Origin of the sequence: Kribbella sp. CA-245084 (assembly GCF_050942355.1) — a bacterium.
Lineage (GTDB): Bacteria > Actinomycetota > Actinomycetes > Propionibacteriales > Kribbellaceae > Kribbella.
In genome coordinates, this window is sequence record NZ_CP192053.1 from 588131 (window position 1) to 612449 (window position 24319).

General features: G+C 68.1%; 18 protein-coding genes. 11 read left to right on the plus strand and 7 right to left on the minus strand.

Translation table 11 applies throughout. The features are described 5' to 3' along the window. Positions 1 to 984, minus strand: a complete 984-nt coding sequence (pseB, locus tag ACQPYH_RS03065; protein WP_432886190.1) for a UDP-N-acetylglucosamine 4,6-dehydratase (inverting) — start codon at positions 982 to 984, stop codon at positions 1 to 3. 134 nt (positions 985 to 1118) lie between these two features. Here pseB and ACQPYH_RS03070 point away from each other — a divergent pair, with 134 nt between their 5' ends. Continuing rightward, the gene (locus ACQPYH_RS03070) at positions 1119 to 2135 is read left to right on the plus strand and encodes a PseG/SpsG family protein (protein ID WP_432886193.1); all 1017 of its coding nucleotides are present in this window, start codon (positions 1119 to 1121) and stop codon (positions 2133 to 2135) included. Here ACQPYH_RS03070 and ACQPYH_RS03075 read toward each other — a convergent pair. Further along, positions 2128 to 4356, minus strand: a complete 2229-nt coding sequence (locus tag ACQPYH_RS03075) for a hypothetical protein (protein ID WP_432886196.1) — start codon at positions 4354 to 4356, stop codon at positions 2128 to 2130. The two genes, ACQPYH_RS03070 and ACQPYH_RS03075, sit on opposite strands and share 8 nt — an antisense overlap. A gap of 95 nt (positions 4357 to 4451) precedes the next feature. Here ACQPYH_RS03075 and ACQPYH_RS03080 point away from each other — a divergent pair, with 95 nt between their 5' ends. The 5 genes from ACQPYH_RS03080 to ACQPYH_RS03100 are packed head-to-tail and all read left to right on the plus strand — an operon-like array spanning position 4452 to position 12267. Then, positions 4452 to 5204 carry an N-acetyltransferase gene (locus ACQPYH_RS03080; protein ID WP_432886199.1) on the plus strand — a complete coding sequence of 251 codons (753 nt, stop codon included), beginning with the start codon at positions 4452 to 4454 and terminating at the stop codon, positions 5202 to 5204. Between the two features lie 44 nt (positions 5205 to 5248). Next, entirely contained in the window at positions 5249 to 7531 is a 2283-nt protein-coding gene (locus ACQPYH_RS03085; RefSeq protein WP_432886202.1) for a glycosyltransferase family 2 protein, read from the plus strand. Then, positions 7531 to 8355: a hypothetical protein gene (locus ACQPYH_RS03090; RefSeq protein WP_432886205.1), complete on the plus strand. Its 825-nt coding sequence runs from the start codon at positions 7531 to 7533 to the stop codon at positions 8353 to 8355. Before ACQPYH_RS03085 ends, ACQPYH_RS03090 begins: the two co-directional genes overlap by 1 nt. Then, positions 8348 to 10123 carry a hypothetical protein gene (locus tag ACQPYH_RS03095; protein WP_432886208.1) on the plus strand — a complete coding sequence of 592 codons (1776 nt, stop codon included), beginning with the start codon at positions 8348 to 8350 and terminating at the stop codon, positions 10121 to 10123. Before ACQPYH_RS03090 ends, ACQPYH_RS03095 begins: the two co-directional genes overlap by 8 nt. Beyond that, a complete protein-coding gene (locus tag ACQPYH_RS03100) occupies positions 10120 to 12267 on the plus strand; it encodes a glycosyltransferase family 2 protein (RefSeq protein ID WP_432886211.1) in 2148 nt (715 codons plus the stop codon). The genes ACQPYH_RS03095 and ACQPYH_RS03100 overlap by 4 nt, the downstream gene beginning before the upstream one ends. A gap of 109 nt (positions 12268 to 12376) precedes the next feature. Here the strand turns inward: ACQPYH_RS03100 and ACQPYH_RS03105 are convergent, their stop codons facing one another. Continuing rightward, a complete protein-coding gene (locus ACQPYH_RS03105) occupies positions 12377 to 13531 on the minus strand; it encodes a class I SAM-dependent methyltransferase (protein ID WP_432886214.1) in 1155 nt (384 codons plus the stop codon). Positions 13532 to 14106: 575 nt separating this feature from the next. On the opposite strand from ACQPYH_RS03105, the gene ACQPYH_RS03110 reads away from it, so the two are divergent. After that, positions 14107 to 14706 (plus strand): hypothetical protein, encoded by a 600-nt coding sequence (locus ACQPYH_RS03110; protein ID WP_432886217.1) that lies wholly within the window; start codon positions 14107 to 14109, stop codon positions 14704 to 14706. On the opposite strand, the gene pseI is transcribed toward ACQPYH_RS03110, so the two are convergent. Further along, complete coding sequence (gene pseI / locus ACQPYH_RS03115; protein ID WP_432886220.1) at positions 14703 to 15755, minus strand: pseudaminic acid synthase; 1053 nt, start codon at positions 15753 to 15755, stop codon at positions 14703 to 14705. The genes ACQPYH_RS03110 and pseI overlap by 4 nt on opposite strands. After that, positions 15755 to 16261, minus strand: a complete 507-nt coding sequence (locus ACQPYH_RS03120; protein WP_432886223.1) for a GNAT family N-acetyltransferase — start codon at positions 16259 to 16261, stop codon at positions 15755 to 15757. The genes pseI and ACQPYH_RS03120 overlap by 1 nt, the downstream gene beginning before the upstream one ends. Before the next feature lie 98 nt (positions 16262 to 16359). On the opposite strand from ACQPYH_RS03120, the gene ACQPYH_RS03125 reads away from it, so the two are divergent. Further along, complete coding sequence (locus ACQPYH_RS03125) at positions 16360 to 17937, plus strand: glycoside hydrolase family 10 protein (protein WP_432886226.1); 1578 nt, start codon at positions 16360 to 16362, stop codon at positions 17935 to 17937. Positions 17938 to 17940: 3 nt separating this feature from the next. Here ACQPYH_RS03125 and ACQPYH_RS03130 read toward each other — a convergent pair whose 3' ends face one another. After that, positions 17941 to 20361, minus strand: a complete 2421-nt coding sequence (locus ACQPYH_RS03130) for a hypothetical protein (RefSeq protein WP_432886229.1) — start codon at positions 20359 to 20361, stop codon at positions 17941 to 17943. Positions 20362 to 20535: 174 nt separating this feature from the next. Here ACQPYH_RS03130 and ACQPYH_RS03135 point away from each other — a divergent pair, with 174 nt between their 5' ends. The 3 genes from ACQPYH_RS03135 to ACQPYH_RS03145 are packed head-to-tail and all read left to right on the plus strand — an operon-like array spanning position 20536 to position 22776. Next, positions 20536 to 20787 carry a phosphopantetheine-binding protein gene (locus ACQPYH_RS03135; RefSeq protein WP_130445950.1) on the plus strand — a complete coding sequence of 84 codons (252 nt, stop codon included), beginning with the start codon at positions 20536 to 20538 and terminating at the stop codon, positions 20785 to 20787. Then, positions 20784 to 22037, plus strand: coding sequence for an AMP-binding protein (locus tag ACQPYH_RS03140; protein ID WP_432886232.1), 1254 nt, complete (start codon positions 20784 to 20786; stop codon positions 22035 to 22037). Before ACQPYH_RS03135 ends, ACQPYH_RS03140 begins: the two co-directional genes overlap by 4 nt. After that, positions 22030 to 22776: an SDR family NAD(P)-dependent oxidoreductase gene (locus tag ACQPYH_RS03145; protein ID WP_432886235.1), complete on the plus strand. Its 747-nt coding sequence runs from the start codon at positions 22030 to 22032 to the stop codon at positions 22774 to 22776. Before ACQPYH_RS03140 ends, ACQPYH_RS03145 begins: the two co-directional genes overlap by 8 nt. Here ACQPYH_RS03145 and ACQPYH_RS03150 read toward each other — a convergent pair. After that, positions 22740 to 24233, minus strand: coding sequence for an MFS transporter (locus tag ACQPYH_RS03150; RefSeq protein ID WP_432886238.1), 1494 nt, complete (start codon positions 24231 to 24233; stop codon positions 22740 to 22742). The two genes, ACQPYH_RS03145 and ACQPYH_RS03150, sit on opposite strands and share 37 nt — an antisense overlap. Positions 24234 to 24319: the final 86 nt, after the last annotated feature.

Consider the following 24319-nt stretch of genomic DNA (forward strand, 5'->3'; position numbering starts at 1 on the left):
TCAGACGTCGCTCTCGAGGATCTTCCGGATCTCCTCGATCGAGTACCACTGGTCGTTGGTGTCCGACGCGTAGTGGAAATCGCCCGCGACCGGCCGACCGTCGGCGGGTGGCTCGTAGCCCCACGTAGCCAGGTCGGGCTGCAGCACGAAGCGGTTGCCGAGGGACAGCGCGCGGCGACCTTCCTCCGGGCTGATCATCTCCTCGTGCAGCTTCTCGCCCGGGCGCAGGCCGACGTCGTGCATGGTCGCGCCCGGCGCGATCGCCTCGGCCAGGTCGGTCACCTTCATCGACGGGATCCGCGGCACGTACAGCTCGCCGCCGGTCATCAGGTCGAACGAGTCGACGACGAACTCGACCGCCTCCGGCAGCGTGATCAGGAACCGGGTGCAGCGCAGGTCGGTGATCGGCAGCGACTGGCCGGCCGCGTGCAGCGCGCGGAACTTCGGGATGATCGAGCCCCGGCTGCCCATCACGTTGCCGTACCGCACGACGCTGAAGCGGGTGTCGTACGCCGCCGCGTAGTGGTTGCCGTTGATGAACAGCTTGTCCGCGGTCAGCTTGGTCGCGCCGTACAGGTTGATCGGGCTCGACGCCTTGTCCGTCGACAGCGCCACGACCCGCTTCACACCGCAGTCGATCGCCGCCTCGATGACGTTCTGCGAGCCGATCACGTTGGTCTGGACGAACTCCCACGGGTTGTACTCACCGCTGTCCACCTGCTTCAGCGCCGCGGCGTGTACGACGTAGTCGACCCGGTGCATCGCCCGCAGCAACCGGGATCGGTCGCGGACATCGCCGAGGAAGAACCGCAGCCGCGGGTCGTCGCCGAACAGCTGGCGGACCTCCCACTGCTTCAGCTCGTCGCGGCTGAAGACGATGATGCGGCGCGGGTTCAGCTGGTCCAGGGCGTGCCGTACGAAGCTCCGGCCGAACGACCCGGTGCCGCCCGTGACCAGGATGTCTGAGCCGGTAAGGATTGACACGCGAGCGGGACCCTTCTGACGGACAGTTCCGAACCGCACACACGCGGTACGGACCTCGAAACAATAGCTGCCCCGTGAGCAAGCCCTTCAATCCACCGTCTCAGGCCGGCGTGATCAAACGTACGCTGTGCGCCGTGAAACGCGTCGGAGTGCGATGTGATGTGGGGCCCGCCCGGGGCATCGGGCACGTGATGCGCTGCCTCGCGCTCGCCGAGGAGGTACGCCGCCGCGACGTCGAACTGCTCTTCATCTGCGACGCGCACACCGTGCCGTGGGCGGCGGACCAGATCGCAGCGCGCGGCATCGACGTACATCCGGCGGTCTGGACACCCGCCGAGCATCTCGAGCTCTTCGAACAGCTGGGCCTCGACGCGATCGTCTTCGACTCCTACGACCTGGACGCATCCGTCTACTCGGCGGCCCGGGCGCTTCCCACGCTGGCGATCGTCGACGGCGACTTCCGGGGCGCAGCGGCGGACGTTTTGGTCGACCAGAACCTCGCCGCAGAGCTCGACCATCCCACGCTGCCGCGGGACTCGGTCCGGCTGGCCGGTCTGCCGTACGTGATGATCCGCGACGAGGTCCTCCATCACCGTCCGGCCCAGCCGCCCATGGCCCGGCAGACCGCAGTACCGAAGGTGTTCGCGTTCTTCGGTGGCACAGATGCCTTCGGCGCCGGCCCGTACGTCGCACGCGCGCTAGCGGCGACCGGCCTGCCGTTCGAGGCCACCGTGGTCGCGCCCAGTCCCGATCTGGCCGCACGGATCGCCGCGGTCGAGCTGCAGCCGCATCAGCACCTCCGGATCATCGGTCCGACCAATCAACTGGCCGCCGAGGTGCGTGCCGCTGACCTGACCATCAGTGCGTCCGGTACGTCGACCTGGGAGCTGCTGTGCCTCGGGGCGACGACCGGACTGGTCTGTGTGGTCGACAACCAGGTCATGGGCTACGAGCGCGCAGTCGGTACCGGTGCGGCGGCTGGGCTGGGTCTGTTGAGCGCACTGGAGACGGACACGTCATCCGCCGTCGCGATACTCAAGCGATTGCTCACCGACTCGTTGGAGCGTGGCAGGTTGGCGACTGCGGGCTGGCAGCTGGTCGACGGTAGAGGGCGGGAGCGGGTGGCCGACGCCCTGCTGCAGCTCATTTGAGTTCGTAGATCGTTGCGTCCAGAGTGGCGTGGCGCAGCCGGACGTAGTTGCGGAGCGCGGGCGACACTCCGCCGGCGCGGGTGTCGGCGTACAGCCAGCGCACGCCGGCCTGGCGTAGTCGCTCGATCGACGCGGGCGTAGGTGACTTGAAGGCGATGTCGTTGGCGGCCAGCTCGCTGCTGTCCCAGTACGGGATGAGGCTCGGGTTGCCGCCGGTGGTGAGGGCGATCCGGTTGGCCTGGTTGGAGTACGACCAGCCTTCGATGAGCACTGGGCGCTCCGACAACGCAGCCAGCCAGAAGTGCCGGCTGTCACAGATGCCGTTGCGTTGGATGATGCAGTGCGCGTTGGTCGCGACCAGATCGCCCGGCGTGCTGTTGCGCTGAAGCCACTGCGCAGCACCTGCTTCAGCAGCCGTAGCACCGCCGCGGAACGGATGCGCGAAGACCAGATTCGATGCTTTGTCCGACACGAACGCCTGCAGAGGCACCAGCGCTGCGCCGATCATGCACGCTGCGACCGCAGCACCCAGCAACGCGATAAAGAAGTTGCCCGGCCGACCGGTCAGCTTCCAGACAACGGCCACCAGCACAGCAACTCCCAGGACGGCCGCCAGCGTCCACAGCCATGGTGCCTTGATACCGGGCAGATCAGCGGACTGCCATCGAGCGATCGCCAGCGCGACCAGACCGAGCAGTCCGGCCGCACCGACGAGCACCACGGCCCGCCGATCGCCGAGCCGCCCGACCAGGTTCGCCAGCCCGACAGACGCCAATACGGCGACCACGGGGAACGCCGTACGCAGGAAGTAGAGCTGACTGACACCCGACTGGGTCGTCAGCAACGTCCCCAGCAACCCAGCGACCACGAAGCCGGCTAGGAACACCGCACCGGTGTCCCGCCAGCGACGGCCGAGGAAGAACACCCCTGACGCGGCCAACGCCCAACTCAGCAGAGTCGTTGCCCCAGACAACAACTGTGCATGCGGATTCGAGTGCAGCAGCGGGTACGGCGCCAGCTGCACGAACGTCTCGAACGGCTTGATCTCCGTCCCCCACGTGCTCCCGCCGAAGATCGTGATCAACGCCGCCACGAACACCGCGAGCGACAACAATCCACCCCAGAACGCAGGCCGAGTACTCCGCCGCGCCAGCCCCAACTGCAGGAACGCGAACGCGAACCCGACGCCCACCAGCGGCAGGATCGTCGACTTCGCCCCGGCCGCAACCAGCGCGAGCAGCACCAGCAACACCCACCGGCTGCGTGGCTTGCCGTCGGACCGCAACACATCCACCGCCACGATGCACACGGCCAGTGCGATCAGTACTCCGAGGTTCTGCGTCGGACTCAGGTACGCCGCGACCGCAGTCGACACGCCGCCCAGCCCAGCCCCGGCCAGCGGCTGCATGGCACCACCGAGGCCAGCGACGAACACAGCGAGCGGCCCGGCCCACGTGGCGCCCGACTCCGCCGTCGGAGCGAGCCGGGTGGTCAGTGCGAACACCAGCCCGCAGCCAGCGAGGAACAGCGGCAGCCAGCTCAGTGAATGGATCAGATCGGTCAGATCGATCCGCGTACCCCACTGCGTCGCAGCCGTCGCCTGGTGGAAGAACGTGTGGTACTTCATCGGCTCCCCGCCGAGCCAGAACGTCGAGATCGGTACGTCGTACTTCGCACTCGCGGCCAGCGCCTGCTGGAACGCCAGATCCGGGTACGCCCGCAACGGATCCGTGTACGCCGGGAGGAACTGCCCCGGACCCCGCCGGTACACGATCAGCAGCACCACTGCGGTCGACGCCGCGAGCAGCCACGCCTGCAGCGGTCGCAGCGGCTTCTCGACCCGTCGCCAGACCCGCGCTCGGGCGTCACTGTCGACGAACGCGACCACCAGCACGACCGGCGCCCACACCCACGACCACGCCTGCAGACCGATCGACGCACTGGCCAGGTAGACCAGCACCTGCCCGGCCGTCCCGACTGCGAACCCCGCGGACAGGTCCTCGACCAGGTTGCGCCCGTACCCGCCGATCAGCCGCCACAGCGCGAAACCTGGCAGCATGACCACGACGCCGGTGAACAGCACGAACCGGACGAGCTCGAAGAACGTCGCATGCAGCGCGAGCAGGACCAGCGCCAGCACCATGACGGTCAGCCCGGCGACCAGACCGGAAAGGGAAGGCCCCGCAGTACGCGGCCCCCGCCGCCTCGCTCTCGCGCGCATGCCGTAACACTAATGTGAATTTCGCCCCGGAGCGTGCCCGGCGATTCACGGGTGGTCACCGCCAGGCCACCGCCATGCCTTAAGCTCGACGCCCTATGAGTTGGTACGACGCTCTCGAGGCCGGTGAGCTGACCGTCCGGCCGTCCGTTGACGCGGCGAAGCGGTTCGGGGTCTCGATCGACCGGATGTCCGTCTCGGCGTCGGCCGGCACGCCGCTCGCCGAGGTGCTGGGCGCGGTCGAGGCGTCGACCGCTGACGTGATCGTGCTGCGCTACCCGGCCCGCGAGACCACCTGGTTCGCCGCGCTGGCCAGCGGACCGCGGCAGGCGCTGCTCGCCGACACCGTCGTCTACTGGTCGCTGCCGACCGGCAAGGGCCGCCGCCCGGCGCCACTGGCCGGATTCAGCGCGCAACTCGAGCCCGCTGCCGACGACGATCTGGTCGACGACCTGGTCGCGGACGTCTTCGGCGACTCCGGCAATCACTACTGCGCCAACCCGATCTTCGACCGGACGCTCGCGCTGGCCGGTCGGCAGGACTGGGCGCGGCGGCGTATCGCCGACGCAGGTGCCGTCGTACTGCGGGGTCCGGACCGGCGGGTGCTCGCGCTCGCGGCGATCGACCAGCAACGCTCGTGGACCGAGATCGAGTTGGCCGGCGTCGTACCGGCTGAGCAGGGCCGCGGGCGGTACGGTCACCTGCTCGCCGCGATCGAGGACGCGTGTACGTCCCGGCGGCTCGTCGTCTCGACGCAGGGCCACCAGACCGGCATCCAGCGGATCTGGGCACGTTACGGGTTCGAACCCGTGCATAACCTCCTGACGGTTCACCTCGTTGCCGCTACGTAGTCCCCTGGGGCCCGCGTACTGCTGTCGAGGGAGGAAACACCGGAGTGACGCCGCGGCTGAGCGTGGTGGTGCCCTTCTACGGCGTCGGCGACTACCTCGGAGACTGTCTGGAATCGATTGCCCGGCAGGCATGGTCCGACTTCGAGGCGATCCTCGTCGACGACGGTTCCCCGGACGACAGTGCCGTCGTCGCCAAAGAATTCTGCGCCCGGGACCCGAGGTTCCGGCTGATCCAGCAGGACAACGCCGGCCCCGGACCTGCCCGCGACCGCGGTATCAGCGAGGCGACCGGTGAGTACTTGGCGTTCGTCGACGGCGACGACCTGGTCTCGCGGTACGGATTCGCCGCCCTGGTCCGGACCCTGGACCGAACCGGTTCAGACTTCGCCGGCGGCAACGCGCGGCGGTTCAACAACAGCTTCGGCGTCCGGCCGTCCTGGCTGCACAAACAGCCGTTCGCACGGGTCCGGCACGCCACGCACGTGACCGAGTTCCCCGACCTGGTCCTGGACCGGATGCTCTGGAACAAGGTCTACCGCCGCTCGTTCTGGACCGAGTACGGCTACACGTTCCCCCCGATCCGCTACGAGGACTACCCGGTCGCGCTCAAGGCGCACCTGGACGCAGTCACCGTGGACACGATCACGCAGGCCGTCTACTACTGGCGAGAGCGGGAGTCCGGCGAGTCGATCACCCAGCAGAAGTTCCAGCTTGGCAACATCCGCGACCGGGTCACCTCGGCCGGCATGGTGATCGACCTGGTCGAGAACGCCGTACCGGTGGTCCGCCGCCGTACGCACGCGCACCTGGCGCAGATCGACGTACTGACGCTGATGTCCGCGTTCGGCACCGTCCCGGTCGAGGAGGAGCAGCACCTGGTCGACCTGTCGCGCGAGCTGCTCGACCGCATCGACACCGACGTACTGGCTGTCACCCATCGGTACGACCGCATCCAGCACGCTGCTCTTCGCGCCGGGGATGTCGAGCTGCTTCGTCGGCTCGCGGTCTTCCGCAACTCCGGCGGGCTCCGCGGCGGCGCTCGGGCCGTTCCGCGCGGCAGGCGTTCGCGGCAGTTCGACTACAACTACCCGGGGCAGGGCGAGACCGTCGTACCGCGGCGGCTGTACGGGCTGCGCGAGCAGGACCTGACCCTCGCGACGAGCGTGCGCGAGGTCGTCTGGGTCGACGGCAAGCTGTCGGTCAAGGGCACCGCCGAGATCCGCCACCTGGAGACGGATCGCTCGTCGAACCTGCAGATCGCCCTGGTCGTCGACGACACCTCACATCCCCTCGAGGTACGCCGGTATGCCGCGCTGGACCTGCACGGCGACAAGTCGCTCGTGGGATTCGAAGTACTGCTGGATCCTGAACTGCTCGCTCGCTGCACGGGCGCGCCCGCGCACTTCGAGGTGCGGATGCGGTCGGGGCGGCGGGACCGGAAGGGCATGCTCGGCGGCCAAGGACCGGGGAGTCCCGGTTGGGCGCCGGGTGCGTGGATCGACGAGACGAACTGGATCCAGCCGGGGCCGGGCAAGTACGGCTGGTTCTCGCTGCGGCGGTTGACGGACCCGTGCCGGTTGACTGCGGTCGAGCAGACCCCCGACGAGCTCGTGCTGCACGGTCGGGCGTCGTTCGACGAGCCGGAGCTGCACCTCAGCCGGCCGGTCGTCGGCGGTGAGGAAGAGATTCCGCTGCAGGTCGACGGGCGTGACTTCACCGCCCGGCTGCCGATCCGGGACATCCTCGCGGCGGCGAACCACGACGATCCCTTCGGCCAGCGGACGACCCGGTCGTTCCGGGTTCACGGTCCGGATCGGCAGCAGCGCGTGCTGCTGTGGACGGCCGGCGACTCGGCCGTCTCGCGCGTCGTCGACGATCGGGTCGTCACGCTGACCCGGTCGACCGGCGGGTATGTGAACCTGCACGAGTCGCCGATCCGGACGACCGCGGCCCATGCTGTTGCTGAGGGCAATCAGCTGGTCGTGCGCGGGTCCGAGGGCTGCGACGTCACCTTCAGCTGGCGGCGGTACCTGGCCGACTCCGACGATCACCTGGACGTCGTGTGCCGTCGTACCGTGGCCGCGGACGGGTGGTCGGCCGCGGTCGACGTCGACGCGTTGATCCCGGTGACGGCGGTGAAGCTGTCGGTCGACCCGCTCGCCGCACTGGCCGACTGGATCCTGTTCGCAACCTCCCCCGACGGTGCGGCACACGCCGTACAGTGCGAGCCCTTCCTGTGCAGCCGGTTGCCATTGGCAATCACACACGGGACGCACGCGCTCGCCGTCCGACCCCATGCCGGCACTCTGCACGTCGAGGTGCGCTGATGCATCATCACAACCACTACTACGGTCAGACGCACATCCTGTCGCGGTACGCCGGGTTCGACTTCGACCACCCGCCGCGGCTCCGGGGATACCTGCAGCACGGCTGGAACATCGGCTGCGGCTGGAACCCGGTGCACGAGTTCTACGACGGCGCCTGGCGGTTCACCTGGAGCGATGCGCCGCGGCGTCGCGGGCACGCGCTCGGCCGGCGGAACTACCACAGCATCGGTGCGCCGTTCCTCTACCTGACAGAGCTCGAGCCGGAGAACGAAGAACCTGTCGAGCGTGAGGGCACACTGTGGTTCCTCTTCCACGGGTGGGAGGGCGGCAAGATCCACGGCGACCACCGGCGGCTGATCGACGAGATCCGCGAGACCGAGGACGGTCCGGTCACGTTCAGCCTGTACTACACGGAGTACGACCGGCCTGAGGTGCGCGGGTTCTACGAGGACGCCGGGTTCCGCGTGGTGTCGTTCGGGCGGCGCGGGTTCTCGTACGAGGGGACCGATCGGCGCTTCCTGTTCAAGCAGCTCGCCGAACTGCGCAAGCACAAGCGGGTCGCGGCCAACCGGCTGTCGACCGCGATCTTCTACGGCATCGCGGCCGGCTGCGAACCGGCGGTGTACGGCGATCCGATGGAGATGGAAGGCGAGAACCCGCTGTTCGGCGGGCAGAGCCGGATCGAGCGGCTGTGGCCCGAGCTGCTCGGCAAGTCGATCGACCTCGAGGCCGCCCGAGCCACCACCGACCTCGAGCTCGGAAAACCCTGGATGATGCCCGCCGCCGAACTGCGGAGCCTTTTCGATTGGAGAGAGCGTGTCTGACGTCCAGGTGGTCCTCGGTGAGATGCAGCCGTGGACCGATCACACGACGCCGCGGCCGGCGCTTGCGGCGCTGCTGACCGACGTGGTCCCGGCCAATCGCCGGACGCTGATCCTCGGGCCGCATGCGCCGCAGCAGATCGAGTCCGTGCTGGCGCACTCATCCGAGGTGACGATCCTGGTCCGCTCGGTCGCTGACGCGCAGCAGCTCGGCGAGGACTTCGGCCCGTGCCTGCAGGTGATTGCGGGCGCACTGGACGGGCTGGAGGGCGAGCCATACGACGTCATCATCGCGACCGACGGCTTGGATCGGGTCCTGGGCTACGACAGCACCGACCTGTCGTGGACGGAGCGGCTCGCTGCGTTGTCCCGGCTCGCGGCGCCGGACGCGGTCGTCGTACTGGCGCTGGAGAACGAGTTCTCGCTCCTGAACCTGCTGGACAGCCGGCCCGCGCACGAGCGCCATGGCGACGACGAGTGGCGCCCGCTCCACGACGACCCCACCCGCCCGGTCTCCGTCGACCAGCTGAAGGCTGCCCTGCCGTGGCGAGCCGAGGTGTACGCCGACTTCGCGTCTCGCACCTTCATTCGCGCCGATGTTTCCGCCGCCGCCCGTCCCGGCGAATTGCCGACCCGCTTGGCGGTCGGTGCGCTCGAGTCGGACGACACCCCGCTCTTGTCGCCCGCCGCTGAAGGGGTCGACACGGCTGCACGGGCGGGCCTACTGGGCTCCATCCCAACGGGCTGGTTGGCGATCGCCGGAGCCGGCGCCACGCATGACGTCTACGCCCAAACTGCCCAGGCGGTCCTGTCCGCCGACCAAACTCTCACCGGCTGGGACACCACAAGCACCATCGGCCCATCGACCACTGAATCCACCGGCTCCGGCTCCGGCTCCGGCGAGCCTGCGAGCTCTGGCTCCGCCGGAGCCGCCTCCTCGGGTGCCCCAAGCGCCGAGGCTTCCAGCGCCTCCGCTCCGCGCAGCGCACTCTTGTTCGACCCGTCCGTCGTCCCGACGACGATCCCCTCGGGTGTCTCGGTTGAGACCGTGCTGTTCCGGCTTGCCGCAGCTGAGGACGTGCCGGCCTTCCGCAAGTTGGCGGCCGACTTGGGTGAGTGGGTGACTGAATCGCGCGTGATCGTGCGGTGGGACGACATCATCTTCGACGGCGAATCCTTCGCGTCCGGTGTCTCGCCGTGGGTGGCCCAGGACTGTGTGGACAAGGACGATCTCCTGGCGGCTGCTTGGGTGCGGTTCCAGGATCGGTTGATGGGGCAGCATCGGCGGCATCCGTGGCCGCCGTGGATGGTGGGCGACGACCTGGTGTCCGCGTGGCTCGGGATGTCCGGGGTCGAGCCGCCCGAACAGCTCCAGGCGACCTCACCCGACACCGCACCGGCGACCGCGCAACAAGTTGCTCGCGGCAAGGAGTTGGCGGCGGCGCTGGACGTCGTACTCGAGACCCGCACGGGTACGGTCGACGTACGCACGGCTCTGGCGGCGGCCGAGGACGCCAAGCAGGAGCTGTTCGAGCTCAAGGGTCACGTGTACGGACTCGAGCGGACGCTCGGCTTCCGCAACAAGGCGATGAAGACGCGCGAGAACCGCATCCGCGAGCTCCGCGGCCAGCTGCAGCGGCTCACGAGCGCCCACGAGCGCATCCGCGGTTCCAGGACGTACGCCGTCTCGCGGGTGATCTTCCACGCCGCCCAGGTCCGCAAGCCCAAGACAGTTGCCCGCAAGCTCGCCCGCCGGATCCGGAAGCGATGAGCAGTCCCCGCCTGACTGTGGTGGTGCCGTTCTACAACGTCGGCGCGTACATCGGGGACTGCCTGGACTCGATCGCGCGACAGACCTGGGGCGATTTCGAGGCGATCCTGGTCGACGACGGTTCGCCGGACGACAGCGCCGTCATCGCGAAGGAGATGTGCGCCCGCGACTCGCGGTTCCGGATCGTCGAGCAGGACAACGCTGGGCTCGGTCCCGCCCGCAACACCGGGGTGGAGCACGCGACGGGGGAGTACCTCACGTTCGTCGACAGCGACGACCTGGTGACCCGGCACGGCTTCGGGCTGCTGATCAAGTCGCTCGACCGGACCGGTTCGGACTTCGCCGGCGGCAACGCGCGACGGTTCAACAACAGCTACGGCGTACGGCCGTCGTGGCTGCACGGGCAGACGTTCACCGAAGACCGGTTCGCGACGCACATCTCGGAGACACCGCAGCTCGTGCTCGACCGGATGGTGTGGAACAAGGTCTACCGGCGGTCGTTCTGGGACGAGTACGGGTCCCGCTTCCCGGCGATCCGGTACGAGGACTACCCGGTCACTCTCAAGGCGCACCTCGACGCGGTCACCGTCGACACGATCGCGGCGCCGGTGTACTTCTGGCGCGAGCGCGAGTCGGGTGACTCGATCACGCAGCAGAAGTTCCAGCTCGCGAACATCCGCGACCGCGTCGCCTCGGCGGGCCTCGTGCTGGACGAGATCGAGGACGCGCTGCCGGAGATCCGCCACCGGGTGCACGCGCACTTCCGCCAGATCGACCTGCACTCGATCCTGTCCGCGTTCGGCACGGTCCCGCCCGAGGAGGAGCAGCACCTCGTCGAGCTGACGAGCGAACTCCTCGGCCGGCTGGACGACGCCGTACTCGAGACCTCGCCGCGGGTCGCCCAACTGCAGTATGCGGCCGTCCGCGCAGGCGACGTCGAGCTGCTGCGCCTGGTCGCCCTCGACCCGGACGCCGCGCAGGAGCAGTTGCCGCTGACCAAGACCGACTTCACGCTCGCGACGAGCATCCGCGAGGTGACCTGGATCGACGGAGAGCTGTCCGTGCGGGGCACCGCCGAGATCCGTCACCTGCAGTCCAAACCGTCGAGCCTGCGGATCGGTCTCGTCATCGCGGGCCGGAACCATCGACTGCCGGTACGCCGGTTGCCGGCGACCGACCTTCGCGGCGAGGAGAGCCTGGTCGGGTTCGAGGTCCGTGTCAGCCGGGAGCTGCTCGCCAAGTGCCCGGCGGGCCCTTCGCAGTTCGACGTACGGATGCGTGTGGGCGGGATCCGCTGCCGGGACATGCTGCGTGGGCAGAAGGCCGGCAGCCCGGGATGGCCGCCGGGGATGTGGATCGACGGAACGAGCTGGATCCAGCCGGGTCCGGGCAAGGAAGGCGCATTCGCCGTACGGCGGTTGGCGGACCCGTGCCGGCTGACCTCGGTCGAGCAGACGCCCGATGCGCTCGTGCTGCACGGCCGGTCCGCGTTCGACGAGCCCTCGTTGTTCGTCAGCCGGCCGTTGTCGGGCGGCGAGGAGGAGCTGCCGCTCGAGGTGCACGGGCGCGACTTCACCGCGCGGCTTCCGATCCGGCCGATGCTCGAGGAGATCAACCCCGACGATCCGTTCAGCCAGCGGACGACGCGGGCGTTCCGGATGCGTGGGCCGGAAGGCCGCGAGCAGGTGCTGCTGTGGACGGCGGGCGACCGGTTGGTCTCACACGCCGAGGGTGGTCGCGTCGTCATGCTGACCAGATCGACCGGCGGCTACGTGAACCTGCACGAGTCCCCGATCCGGATGACCGCAACCGCAGCAGTTGCTGCTGGCAACATGTTGGTTGTGCGGGGCCCTGATTGGGGTCACGTCGACTTCAGCTGGCGACGGTACCTGCCTGATTCCGACGACCACGTGGACGTTGCGTGCCGACGTACCGTGTCCGACGACGGCTGGGCTGCTGTCGTCGAGATGGCGGCTTTGGAACCGGCAGACTGGATCCTCTTCGCGACGGCCCTGGACGGTACGTCGCATGCCGTCCAGTGCGAGCCGTTCTTGTCCAGCCGGTTGCCGCTCATGATCACGCGCGGGCGGCACGCGTTCGCCGTACGTCCGCTCGCCGGCACCTTGCATCTCGAGGTGAGCTAGCGCCTCCCCGCCCGGCGCAGTCTGGTGGGTATACCCACCAGACTGTGGGTTGGCCAACCTGATTCCGGTTGGCCAACCCCCTTTTTCGTGGGCATACCCACCAAACCGGCTAGCGTCGTGCGACGAGGAGTTGGTGGGTGATCGGCCAGTCGAGCGCGGTGCCGTCGGGAGTGGTGATGGAGGCGACCGGCGCGATGCGGTTGTCGATGACCCAGTCGTTGCGCCACGCCTTCGACGCCGGGTCGACCGTGAAGCCGGCGCGCTCGGCGACCGCGGACCAGCCGGCGAAACTCAGGCCGCAGAACTGTTCATGCGTCTCGCTCAACCAGTTGTCGACGTAGTCCTTGCGGGTCAGGAAGTCCATCGCGTCGGCCAGCCGGAGCGTGAGCTTGTCGCCGGTGACGTCGAACTCGAAGGCGACTTTGGCGTTGCGCCGGAAGTCGTGTGCGAACTGGAAGAACCGTGCGCGGGTCGAGAGCTTGGTGATGTACGCCGCTGGATCGTCGAGCAGTTCGAGTTCGGTGACGTCTTGCGGGTTCTCGCCGTCGCTGTCGTCGAGCTGGAGTACGACCGGGCGGTCGGGCTCATCGGGGCCGCAGACGTCGGAGTTGATCCAGACGCCGTGCGGTGCCGTGTGTGCGAAGAGCGCGTCAGCGAAGCGCTGGACCGTGTCGGGACGCGAGCCGTCGGCGTACGACCAGATCTCGTGGGTGAGTGCGAGCGTCAGCGTGGTGTCGATCGACCGCGGCGGGAAGACAGTCGAGCCGAGCATGTTGCGTTGGTAGAAATAGACGTTCGGGTTGGTGAAGAGGCCCTGCTCTTTCTTGTGCACGCATTCGGCGTACAAATGCCGAGCGACCTCAACGCCGATCAGATCCGATTCGTGAAAGCGCGGGTCCGCGTCGACCAGTTGTAGGGTCGCGCCGGTCGCGCAGCCGATGTCGAGAATGCGTCCGGGGCGGACAAAGCCCTTTATCTGCTGCCATTTCCGGTCCGTTGCGGTTTCGAACGCGTCTGCGTACGTCTTGTAGTCGCGGGTCGTGGTGAGCCCGCCGTCGTCGCCCACCACCGGGTCGTTCACGCACCGCGCGACGTACGCGTCCAGGGCGTACCGCTCAAACACATCCACGGTCGCGGGATGCGCCAGTTCCTTCCACTGATCATTGCCCTCAGCAATCATCAGCAACACGTCCCAAGGCCGCGCGACACCCTCGGGCTCGACCCCGATCACGCTGAACCCGAGCTGCTCGTACAACTTACTCACCGCCGGCGTAGAACAAGCCACCACCGTATTCCCCGGCGTCAACCGCACAAGATCATCGGTCCCCGCCTCGATAGCCTTCACCGTCACTTCAGCAAAGTCATCCGTAGGCGGCGTATCCACCACCCCCACCACCAACGACCGAATCCCACTCGCCACACTCAACCGCTCGATCGCAGCTTCCCGCCGATCAAACGCCACCGGATTCCGCTTCGTCGTCTGATGATTAGCCGACGTAACCGCCCAAACCACCGTCCGGTCGGTGAATTGAGCCAGGAACCGCGCCTGGAAACGGGTCAACACATGATGCCGCCCCGGAAACAACAAGTACTCGCTCACGCCGCGCCCTTCCCCGCTACCATGCCTCGACACCACATGATCCCAGGAGGAGGGGCCTCGGGATGCACCCCCTGACGCGCCAGCTAGCTGTCGCTGTTTGCTTGCTGCTGGCCCTTTCGGCCTGCACCAGCTCGACATCTGCGACCCCACCAAGCCAGGTCCCGTCGACATCAGCCCCGTCGAGAACGCCTCAGCCGCCCGAGCCGACGGTCTACGTGCAGCCGTCGTACCGGTACACCGTGTTCGACTTCGAAGCTCTGCCACGGGTGCGGTACGGGAGAGCCAGGCTCGAATGGTCAACCGTGATCTGGCCGGTGAACCGGACGCCGACGCCGAGACCCGACCCGTTGGCCGGGCACTCGGTCGAGCCCGAGGTTTGCCGGACCCTGATTCGCACCGGTGGGGTCACCTCAGACATCGGGGAAGTGGTGCCGTCGGACACCCCGGGGGCCGACGCGCAGACCGGGATAACAGCTCCGGTCAACGGCCAGTACCCATTGGCCGACGCCATGATCGTCGACCTGACCGGAGCGGCAGCGGACCGATACATCGACCGGTACGGCAAGACGCCCGCCGGGTGCGCGAACATCCTGGTCGACGGCACCCAGCGCGCGGCCGTCATTGACCGGCCGCTGACCGGGTTCGGAACGCGGTCCCGCTATCTGACCCGCAGCTACCCGCTGGCGGTTGGGCGGTGGACGGAGCGGATCCTGCTCTATCGCACTCCGACGTACCTGATGGACATCCGGGTGTATGGTCCCGGCGGATCGGACGCCGGGTTTCAAGCGTTCGCGCGGCAGGTTCGCGACCTGGTCAAGGCGAACCTGAAAACTACCTAGAGCAGGTCCCAGGTCAGTGGGGTGCCGGCCTTGGCGGCTGTGCGGAAGGGGCGGCCGTTGACCTGTTGGAAGAGGTCGGGGGCTAGGCCGCCGGCGGGGCGGATGGAGCGGACGTTTTCGGGGGTTATGGGGTCGCCGGCTTGGACGTCTCGGGTGACGTAGAGGGAGCGGCGGAAGCGGAGGACGTTTTCTTCGGCTTGTTTCGGGCCGATGACCGGTTTGCCCAGTGAGAGTTGGGCGACGCGGGTGCTTTCGACGAGGAGCTCGAGTTCCCACGGTTCGAGTGAGAACGCGGAGTCGACGCCGCCGTCGACCCGCTTCAACGTCACGTGCTTCTCGATCACCGTTGCGCCGAGCGCCACGGCAGCCACGGCCGCGCCGATGCCCATCGTGTGGTCCGACAGGCCGACCTGTACGCCGAGGGCGTCGCGCAGGACCGGGATGCCGCGCAGGTTCGACTGCTCGGGCGGGGCGGGGTAGCTCGCCGTACACGACAGGACGATGATCTGCTCGTTGCCGGTCGAGCGCGCGGCCCGGACCGCGGCGTCGATGTCGGTCAGCGTCGCGGAGCCGGTGGAGATGATGATCGGCTTCCCGGTCTCGGCCATCCCCCGGACGAGCGGAAGATCACCGATCTCGTTCGACGCGACCTTGTACGCCGGGACGTTCAGCTTCTCGAGGAAGTCGATCGCGGTCTGGTCGAACGCGGACGAGAACGCCACGAGCCCGAGCGACGTCGCCAGCTCGAAGATCGGCTCGTGCCAGGCCCACGGGGTGTGCGCCTCCTCGTACAGGTCGTACAGCCGCGCCTCGCTCCACAGCTCGTGTTCGACCGGCAGCCGGAACGCCGGCAGGTCGAGGTCGAGCGTCATCGTGTCCGCGGTGTACGTCTGCAGCTTCAGCGCCTGCGCGCCGGACTCCGCGACCGCCCGGACGATGTCCAGCGCACGCGCGAGATCGCCGTTGTGGTTGCCGGACATCTCGGCGATGACGAACGGCTGGTGATCCGGCCCGACCGGCACGCCGCCGATCTCGATGGTGGTGCTCATCATTTCCCCTGGGTTCTACGGTCCTGCTTGCGCAGGCTGATCGGTATCACGGTGAGTTCGCGCCCATCGGCGTACCGGACCTCCGGCGTACCTTCGACGAAGCGGAAGCGCCGGTTCATCTGCCGGACCACCGCGTTGTGCTCGAGCACCTCGCCGGCGAGTACGTCGAGGCCGAGCTCGTCGAACGCGTACGCCGTGGCCTCGCGCATCACCTCGATCCACGCCGGCAAGGTCTCCCCGCGCTCGGCGAGCCCGTCGGCGTCCAGGAAGAACCCCCACGCCCCGGACACGCCTTCGAGGTCGAAGAAGTTCACGACGCCGGCGGTCTTGCCATCCCGTTCGTAGATCAGGACGCGGCGGCTCGGGTCCTTCGACGTCTTCGCCCACCACGCAGCGTGTTCGTCCGCGGAGATCTCGTGCGATGTGATGCTGACGTCACGATTGGCCTGCTGGTTTCGCAACCGCCGGATGATGTCGACATCGGCTTCAGTAGCGGTGCGCAGCATGTACCTAACCTAGCGCCATCTCAGCAAGCACTGTTCTTCAAGCGGCTTGATGTGTAAACATCTTTCGACTTCACGATGAATGACGGTCGGAGAGTGACATGAGAGTCTGGCGAGCAATGGGTGTTCTCGGTGTGGCGGCGGGCCTGGTGCTCGGCGGTCTGACAGGTACGGCGTCGGCCGCGCAGGCGCCCGCGGACCAGCAGAAGTGTGCGCCGAGCGCGACCACTCCGCTGCGGCAGTTCCGGGCGAGCTGGATCTCGACGGTGGTGAACATCGACTGGCCGTCGAAGACCGGTCTGAGCGCCGCGCAGCAGCAGTCCGAGCTGATCGGCTGGCTCGACGACGCAGTACGGCAGCACCACAACGCGGTCATCCTGCAGGTTCGCCCGACCGCGGACGCGTTCTGGCCGTCGAAAGTGGAGCCCTGGTCGCAGTACCTGACCGGAACGCAGGGCGGCGATCCCGGCTACGACCCGCTGGCGTTCGCGGTCGCCGAGGCGCACAAGCGGAACCTCGAGCTGCACGCCTGGTTCAACCCGTACCGGCTCTCGATGGGCACCGACATCAACGCGCTCATCCCGACGCACCCGGCGCGGCTGCACCCGGACTGGGTCGTCACGTACGGCGGGAAGCTCTACTACAACCCCGGCATCCCGGCCGCTCGCAAGCTGGTCGAGGACGCGATCATGGACGCGGTCTCGCGGTACGACATCGACGGCGTGCACTTCGACGACTACTTCTACCCGTACCCGGTGGCCGGCCAGACGTTCGACGACGCCGCGACCTTCGCGCAGTACGCCGACGGCTACACCGACCTGCAGGCCTGGCGGCGGCACAACATCGACCTGCTGATCCACGAGCTGACCGAGAAGATGCACGCGATCAAGCCGTGGATCAAGTTCGGCATCTCACCGTTCGCGGTCTGGCGGAACAAGGCGACCGACCCGGAGGGCACCGACACCACGGCCGGCGTCCAGACGTACGACGACCTCGCGGCGGACACCCGCAAGTGGGTCCGCGAGGAGTGGATCGACTACATCGTCCCGCAGGTCTACTGGGCCGGCGGGTTCGCACCGGCCGACTACAACAAGATCGTCCCGTGGTGGGCCGACCAGGTCCGCGGTACGCACGTCCACCTCTACATCGGCGAGGCGACGTACAAGGTCGGTACGTCGACGCAGTCGCCGGACTGGTCGGACCCGCAGGAGCTGAGTGACCACCTGGCGTTCGACAGCGCGATCCCCGAGGTGAAGGGCAACATCTACTTCTCCGCAAAGGACGTACGCGCGGACCGGCTGGGTGCGACCACTCTGCTCAACAACACCTGGTACACCAAGCCGGCGCTGATCCCCGCGATGCCCGCACTCGACTCACGCCCGCCGCTTCCCGCGCACGCGGTCCACGCCTCGCGCACTGCGAGCGGCGTACAGCTGAAGTGGTCGCGCACATCAACGGACACCACGTCCTACGCGATCTACCGCCGTGAGCTCCTGGGCAGCGACCACTGCCCCGACAACGACGCCCGCAACCTGCTCACAACCCTCCGCTCCACCGGCGCCGCCCAGTCCTACGTCGACCCAACCGCAACCCCCGGCAAGGCCTACCTCTACACAGTCACCGCCCTAGACCGCCTGTCCAACCAAAGCATCGGCATCCCAGCCGTCTCGCTCCACTGAGTCCTACGGGCTTCTGACTCCCGGCGTGGTGGTTTGCTGCGTCGGGAGGGAGCCTGTGGGGGAGGTTGGCAGGGTGCCGGTTGGGAGGCTGCCTGTTGGGAAGGGCTGGGTTTGCTGGGTCTGGCCTGGGGGCTGGCTGGTGGTCGGGAAGCTGGATGTGCTGGTCGGGCTGGTTGGGAAGCTGGGGGTTTGGGTGGGGGTGCCGGTCGGGGAGGGGGTTCTTGTGGGGAACGGGTTTTCCGGCGGGGGCGGGTAGATCTGGTAGACGCGGACCGTGCCCAGCTGGAACCTGAGCTCGGTTAGCTTGTCCAGGTTCTTCGGGGGTGCGCTGACTCGTGCGTCGAGCAGCAGCCATTGCACGTCGTACTTCGTGCGCAGCGTCTCGATCAGCTGGCGGGTGGGGTTGCTGAACACCTCGTCGTTGATCTGCAGCTGCTCCTGGTCCGAGTACGGCCCCTGCACGCCGGCGGGATAGGTGTCGTCGACACGGGTCTGGTACGACCACCCCTCGACCAGCACGCGCCGCTCGGCGTACCCGGCGATCCAGTACGACCCGGTCTGGCAGTGCGACGCCCGCGCCTGGTGGCAGTGCACGTTCGTGGCGATCCGGTCGTCCGACCCGGAGTTGCGCCGGATGAACCGGGCCGCCTCGATCCCGCCCGGCGCGATCGACGCGTACGACGTCAACGGCGGGCTGGCGAACTTCCGTACGGACGCGACCGTCGGCGACACCGTCGTACCCACCAGCACTGCCACCGCGATGACAGCCCAGGTACGCCGGGAGCCGCGCAACACCAGCCCGAATACGCCGATGCCGATTGCAGCGATCACCAGCGCGACAACGAGGCCCTGGCCGAAGCAGTTGCTCGCCGTACACGACGTGTCCGAGCGGTAGCGACCCCAGTAGATGGCAGCCGCGCCGATCGCGAGTGCGACGGCAGCCATCCAGTACTGACGCCGTTCCAGCGACCCAAGCCCCCACGTCGCAAGCAATACGCCGAACATGAACCCGGTCCGCACGAAGAACAGTGGCGTCTCACCGCGATCCGCCAACAGCGACGCACCCAGCACCGCTGCAACGAATCCGGCCAGCAGGAAGACCACCATCGGGTCGCGCGCCACCCGCCGCTTGATCAGCAACGCGCCGACAACAGGCATCACCCACCCGACCACAACAACCGCAGCGATCACCGGGACAGCGGATCCGCCGCCCATCCGATCCGCCAGGCTGTCGAACGTCGCCCCCGGATCGAACCGCACGCTCGACGCCGCACCACGCAGTACGAAGAAGAACGTCAACGCGTACGCCGCCGCGACGCCCACGCCGAGCACCAGCGCCCGCAGATTGAGGCGGCCGGCCCGGACCGTCAGATAGATCCACGCAACCGCCAGACCGGTCGCGTAGACGGGCAGTGCGGTCGCTTTGGTCAATGCCAGCGCGGCAACGAGCACACCGGCCGCAACGTAGAGCCGAAACAACTCACCTCGCGTCTTGGGCGACTGGCGCCGCAGAAGCAACGCAGTGACCGCGATCAGCGGCAGCAGCAACACCGTGGAGAACGCCTGCGGCGGATTGGTCAGCTGTCCAAGGGAAAACGGCCCGTCCGCGAACACCCGGTCAGACACTGCCCACGGCCAGGCAACCAGATCGCCTCCGGCCACCACGAGCCCTGCAGCGATCGGTGCGGCCACAGCACGACCAGTCAGCATCATCCCGACCGCGGCCGCACCCAGCACCGTCAACAGGATCCAAGCGAACGGCACCATCCGATGCGTCAGTACGTCGAGCGGCACACTCGTGATCCAGTGGACGGACGCGATGTGGTCGTACGCCGTCCAGTGGCTCGTCAGCCAGTCGCCATCGGCGTACGGGACACGCGGCGGGAAGTGATGCGTCACTTCACCCGCCAGTGCGAGGTTGTGCGGTGCATCCGAGTTCGGCCGCAGCGCCTCCGACCCGTCGAGCGGGATGAGCCGCGACCCGACACGTACGAACCACGCGGCCGCGACGCCGACCGCGACCATCGCACCGGCGATCGACCACCACGGCGTCGGCCGCTCGGGCAGCTTGCGCCGCGGCAACGCCCGCCACACCCCGAGCGCCAGCGCCGGCATCAGCAACGCGGCGAACGGCATCTTGAACAGCATGCCGATCGGGTAGAGCAGCGCCTCGACGGCCAGGCCGAACGCAGTACCGAGGACGATGTCGGCCGAGAACCACCCGACGCCGCCGGTCAGCCGGCGCCAGAACATCGTGCCCGGTACGACGATCACGACCAGCAGATAACCGAGGTACGCCGCGGGCATCCAGGGCGGATGCTCCTGCAGCGCCACGAACCAGGCCACTGGCAGGACGGGCAGGCTCGCCAAGGCTGCGATCCGCTTGCCACGTCCCGCGGCACGGCGCCTGCCCGCTCTGATCATCGCGCAAGTGTATGAGTCCGACGAGTCGCGTTCGTGGCCGGTGAGCCGTTTACCACCGTGAAGTTCGCATTTACACTCAGTAACCTCCCAGACCCCTCAGCCGCCCGGGAGGTCCCGATGGTCAAACGGTTGACAGCCTGGGTGCCCGATGGTGACCCGCTAGGCTTCGGGACTATGAGTTCGGTGGCGCGGGGTCGGGTCAGGGAGATGATGGGTGAGGTGATGACGGCCCAGGGCCGGTCATTGCCGACCGACGACACAGCGGATCTCCGCGAGATCGGGTTCCGATCGCTGGACTTCTCCGAGCTGGCCCTCCGGGTGGAGGACGAGCTCGGCGACGAGCTGAACTTCGATGCCCCTGGGCTGCGCCGGATCGCGACGGTCGGCGACGTACTGGACTTCATCGAGCATCTTCAGTCTGCGTGACGGCCGCCGTGACCAGCCGCCGCCGGACCACCGCCCTGATCGGTGACGACAACACTGTCGTCGTCGCCGGTAAGCGCCTGACCTGGCGGACGCTGCACAAGCTGCCGCAACTGCCGTCGCCCGCAGCAGTCCTCGTCGACAGCGGCGCCGACGCGCTCGCCGCACTTCGCCACCATGCGGTCCACGGCACCGAGTTGCTCGTCGCCACCGAGTCCCGCGTCGACATGCGGATGCGCGAGGAGCTGGGCGAGTCCGGTTTCGCGATCGTCCTGCCCGATGGGGAAGTGACCCCGGCCAAGCTGAAGCGCGTCGAGGAGTCCGGCCGCGCCTGGCTGCTCACGTCCGGTTCGACCGGTCGCCCGAAACGCATCGGCCACACTCTCGAATCTCTGACCACGGTCACCGGGGATCAACCGCCGCGCACCTGGCTGCTGCCGTACTCGCCCGGGACCTACGCGTGGTGGCAGGTCGTCACGCTCTCGCTGACCCAGGCCGACCAGGGCCTGGTCGTGATCGAGCCCAGCGAGCTCGACGAGTGGCCGGCGATCGCGGCCGAGCACGGCGTCACAGCCGCCTCGGGTACGCCGACCTTCTGGCGGCAGGCCATCTACCGCGACGCCGAGGCGCTCGCCGCCGTACCGCTGGAGCAGATCACTCTCGGCGGCGAACCGGTCGACCAGGCGATCCTCGACCAGCTGCGCGAGATCTTCCCGAAGGCCCGGATCTCCTGGATCTACGCGTCCTCCGAGGTCGGCGCCTCGATCGTGGTGCACGACGGTAAGGCTGGGTTCCCCAAGTCCTGGCTGGACCGCGAGCCCGATCCGGAGCGTCCGATGCTGACGGTCCAGGGCGACGAGCTGGTGATCCGCTCGCCGCATCACGGCGCGGGCCTGGTCGGCGCCGTACACACCGGCGACCGGATCGAGTACGACGGCGACCGCGTGCTGATCACCGGACGCCTGGACACCGACGAGATCAATGTCGGCGGATCGAAGGTGTCGGCGGGCGTGGTCCGCAACGTGCTGATGGGTCATCCGGGTGTCTCGTGGGCGCGGGTATTCGCGCGCAAGGCACCGTTGGTCGGCCGGATGGTCGCGGCCGAGGTCGTCCCGAACCGTGCGCTCGGCCCGATCACGGACGCCGACCTGGTGCTGTGGTGCTCGACCCGGCTGCCCGATTACGGCGTACCCCGGAGGATCAAGTTCCTCGACGAGATCCCGCAGAAGGAAACCCTGAAGAGTGATGTCTGAAGTCAGTCTTGTCCCGCCGGCCTCGGTCGTGCTGGTGTCGGGCGGCTCGCGCGGTCTCGGCCTGGCGATCGTCACCGACCTGCTCGCAGCCGGACTGAAGGTCGCCGCGTTCGCCCGGACCGTCACGCCGGAGCTCGCAGCGCTCAGCGAGAAGTACCCGGACCACCTGCACTACGGCTCGGTCGACATCAACGACGCCGAAGCCGGTCAGGCCTTCGTCAAGCAGGTCGAGGAGGTCCTCGGGCCGATCGATGCCTTGGTCAACAATGCGGCGATCGGCCAGGACTCGTTGCACGTCCACACCTCGGCCGATCACCTGGCCGAGATCATCCGCACCAACCTGACGTCGCCGTTGATCCTGACCCGCTTCGTCCTGCGCCGGATGCTCGCCAGGGGCCTGAAGGGCCGGATCGTCAACATCACCTCGATCTGCGCGCAACGCGGCTATCCCGGCCTCGTGGCCTACTCGGCCACCAAGGGCGGCATGGACGCGGCCACCCGCTCACTCGCTCGTGAGCTCGGTGGCCGCATCCTCGCCAACTCGGTCGCGCCGGGCTTCTTCGCCTCGGAGATGTCCGCGGTCCTAGGTCAGACCCAGCTCGACCAGATCGTCCGCCGTACGCCGACCGGTCACCTGACCGAGCCGGAGGACGTCCTGCCCGTGGTCCGCATGCTCCTGCTGGAGAACACGAACATCAACGGTCAGGTGCTGGTCGTGGACGGCGCCGCCTCCATCTGAGTCAGGCTCTCGACCGGCTCCGGTTCGGTGCGGAACCAGTTCCACGGGCGGACGCTGATCACGATCATCGCCAGGCTCAGCCCGGCGTACACCAGCGAGCCGATGAAGGCCGCGTGGACGCCGTCGACCAGGACCTCCCGCGGTACGACCGAGGTCGAGTTGCGGCTCGCCGTACCGAAGATCGTGACCAGGATGCCGAGGCCCAGTGCGCCGCCGACCTGCTGGACCACGTTCAACATTCCGGACGCCGCGCCCGAGTCCTGCGGTGCGACACCGGAGATAGCCCGGCCGACCAGCGGGATGAAGATCATCCCGGCGCCACCGCCGAACAGCAGCAGCGGACCGACCACGTCGTGCAGGTAGGTGCTGTGTGCGTCCAGTCGAGTCAGCCACACCGTGCCCAGTGCGACCAGCGTCGACCCGGTCAGCATCAGCTTCGCCCCGTCGATCCGGGCGACCAGCCGCGGTACGACGCGTGACGCGGTGAACAGCAGACCGGTCATCGGCAGGAAGGCCAGACCGGCAGCCAGCGGGCTCAGCTCGAGCACGCCCTGCAGGTACTGGGTCAGGAAGAAGAACATCCCGAACATCGTCCCGACGACGAGCAGCATCGTCAGGTACGACGTCGACCGGGCGGCGGACTTGAACAGCCGCAGCGGCACGATCGGGTGACTGACCCGGCGCTCGATCAGGACGAACGAGACCAGCAGCACCACGCCGACCGCGAAGGAGGCCAGTACTTCGGCCGACGTCCAGCCGGCCTCAGCGACCCGGATGAAGCCGTAGACGAGTGAGGTGATGCCGAGCGTCGACGTGAGCGCACCGGCCACGTCGAACCGACCGGTCTCAGGCTCGGTCTCGGTCAGCACGCGTCGTGCGGCGAAGACCAGCGCGATGCCGATCGGGACGTTCACGAACAGGCCCCAGCGCCAGGACGCCCACTCGGTCAGCATGCCCCCGAGGACCAGGCCGACGCTGCCGCCACCGGACGAGACGAGGCTGTAGTAGCCGAGCGCCTTCATCCGCTCGGGGCCTTCGCGGTACGTGAGCATGAGCAGCGTCAGCGCGGCCGGAGCGGCGATGGCGCCACCGATGCCCTGCAGTACGCGGGCGGCGAGCAGCAGCTCCGCGTTCGGCGCGAGACCGCCGAGCAGCGAGGCGAGCGTGAAGACACTGATACCGGTGATGAACACCCGGCGACGGCCGAGCAGGTCGCCGGCGCGGGCGCCGAGCAGCAGCAGACCGCCGAACGCGAGTGCGTAGGCGTTCTGCACCCACGACAGGCTGGACGGGCTGAAGTGCAGGGCCTGCTGGATGTGCGGCATCGCGATATTCACCACGGTGCCGTCGAGGATCACCATCAGCTGGGTGACCAGGATGACTGCGAGAACTACCCCCGGCCGCCGAGCGGGCGTGCCGGATCTGGCGCCGGCCGGCGCCGCGGCTGTTGCCGACATATTGCTCCTTACCCCGGAGGGGTTACAGTTGTGAGAGGAAAGCGGAGCGCTCCTCCGGATACGATACGGAGGCATCCTCCGCTTTG

Coding starts and splice junctions, on each gene's coding strand:
- ACQPYH_RS03075 (WP_432886196.1), bottom strand. CDS start 4,356: ATGCGCGCGAGAGCGAGGCGGCGGGGGCCGCGTACTGCGGGGCCTTCC.
- ACQPYH_RS03080 (WP_432886199.1), top strand. CDS start 4,452: ATGAGTTGGTACGACGCTCTCGAGGCCGGTGAGCTGACCGTCCGGCCG.
- ACQPYH_RS03090 (WP_432886205.1), top strand. CDS start 7,531: ATGCATCATCACAACCACTACTACGGTCAGACGCACATCCTGTCGCGG.
- ACQPYH_RS03100 (WP_432886211.1), top strand. CDS start 10,120: ATGAGCAGTCCCCGCCTGACTGTGGTGGTGCCGTTCTACAACGTCGGC.
- pseI (WP_432886220.1), bottom strand. CDS start 15,755: ATGAGCACCACCATCGAGATCGGCGGCGTGCCGGTCGGGCCGGATCAC.
- ACQPYH_RS03120 (WP_432886223.1), bottom strand. CDS start 16,261: ATGCTGCGCACCGCTACTGAAGCCGATGTCGACATCATCCGGCGGTTG.
- ACQPYH_RS03125 (WP_432886226.1), top strand. CDS start 16,360: ATGAGAGTCTGGCGAGCAATGGGTGTTCTCGGTGTGGCGGCGGGCCTG.
- ACQPYH_RS03130 (WP_432886229.1), bottom strand. CDS start 20,361: ATGATCAGAGCGGGCAGGCGCCGTGCCGCGGGACGTGGCAAGCGGATC.
- ACQPYH_RS03135 (WP_130445950.1), top strand. CDS start 20,536: ATGAGTTCGGTGGCGCGGGGTCGGGTCAGGGAGATGATGGGTGAGGTG.
- ACQPYH_RS03145 (WP_432886235.1), top strand. CDS start 22,030: ATGTCTGAAGTCAGTCTTGTCCCGCCGGCCTCGGTCGTGCTGGTGTCG.
- ACQPYH_RS03150 (WP_432886238.1), bottom strand. CDS start 24,233: ATGTCGGCAACAGCCGCGGCGCCGGCCGGCGCCAGATCCGGCACGCCC.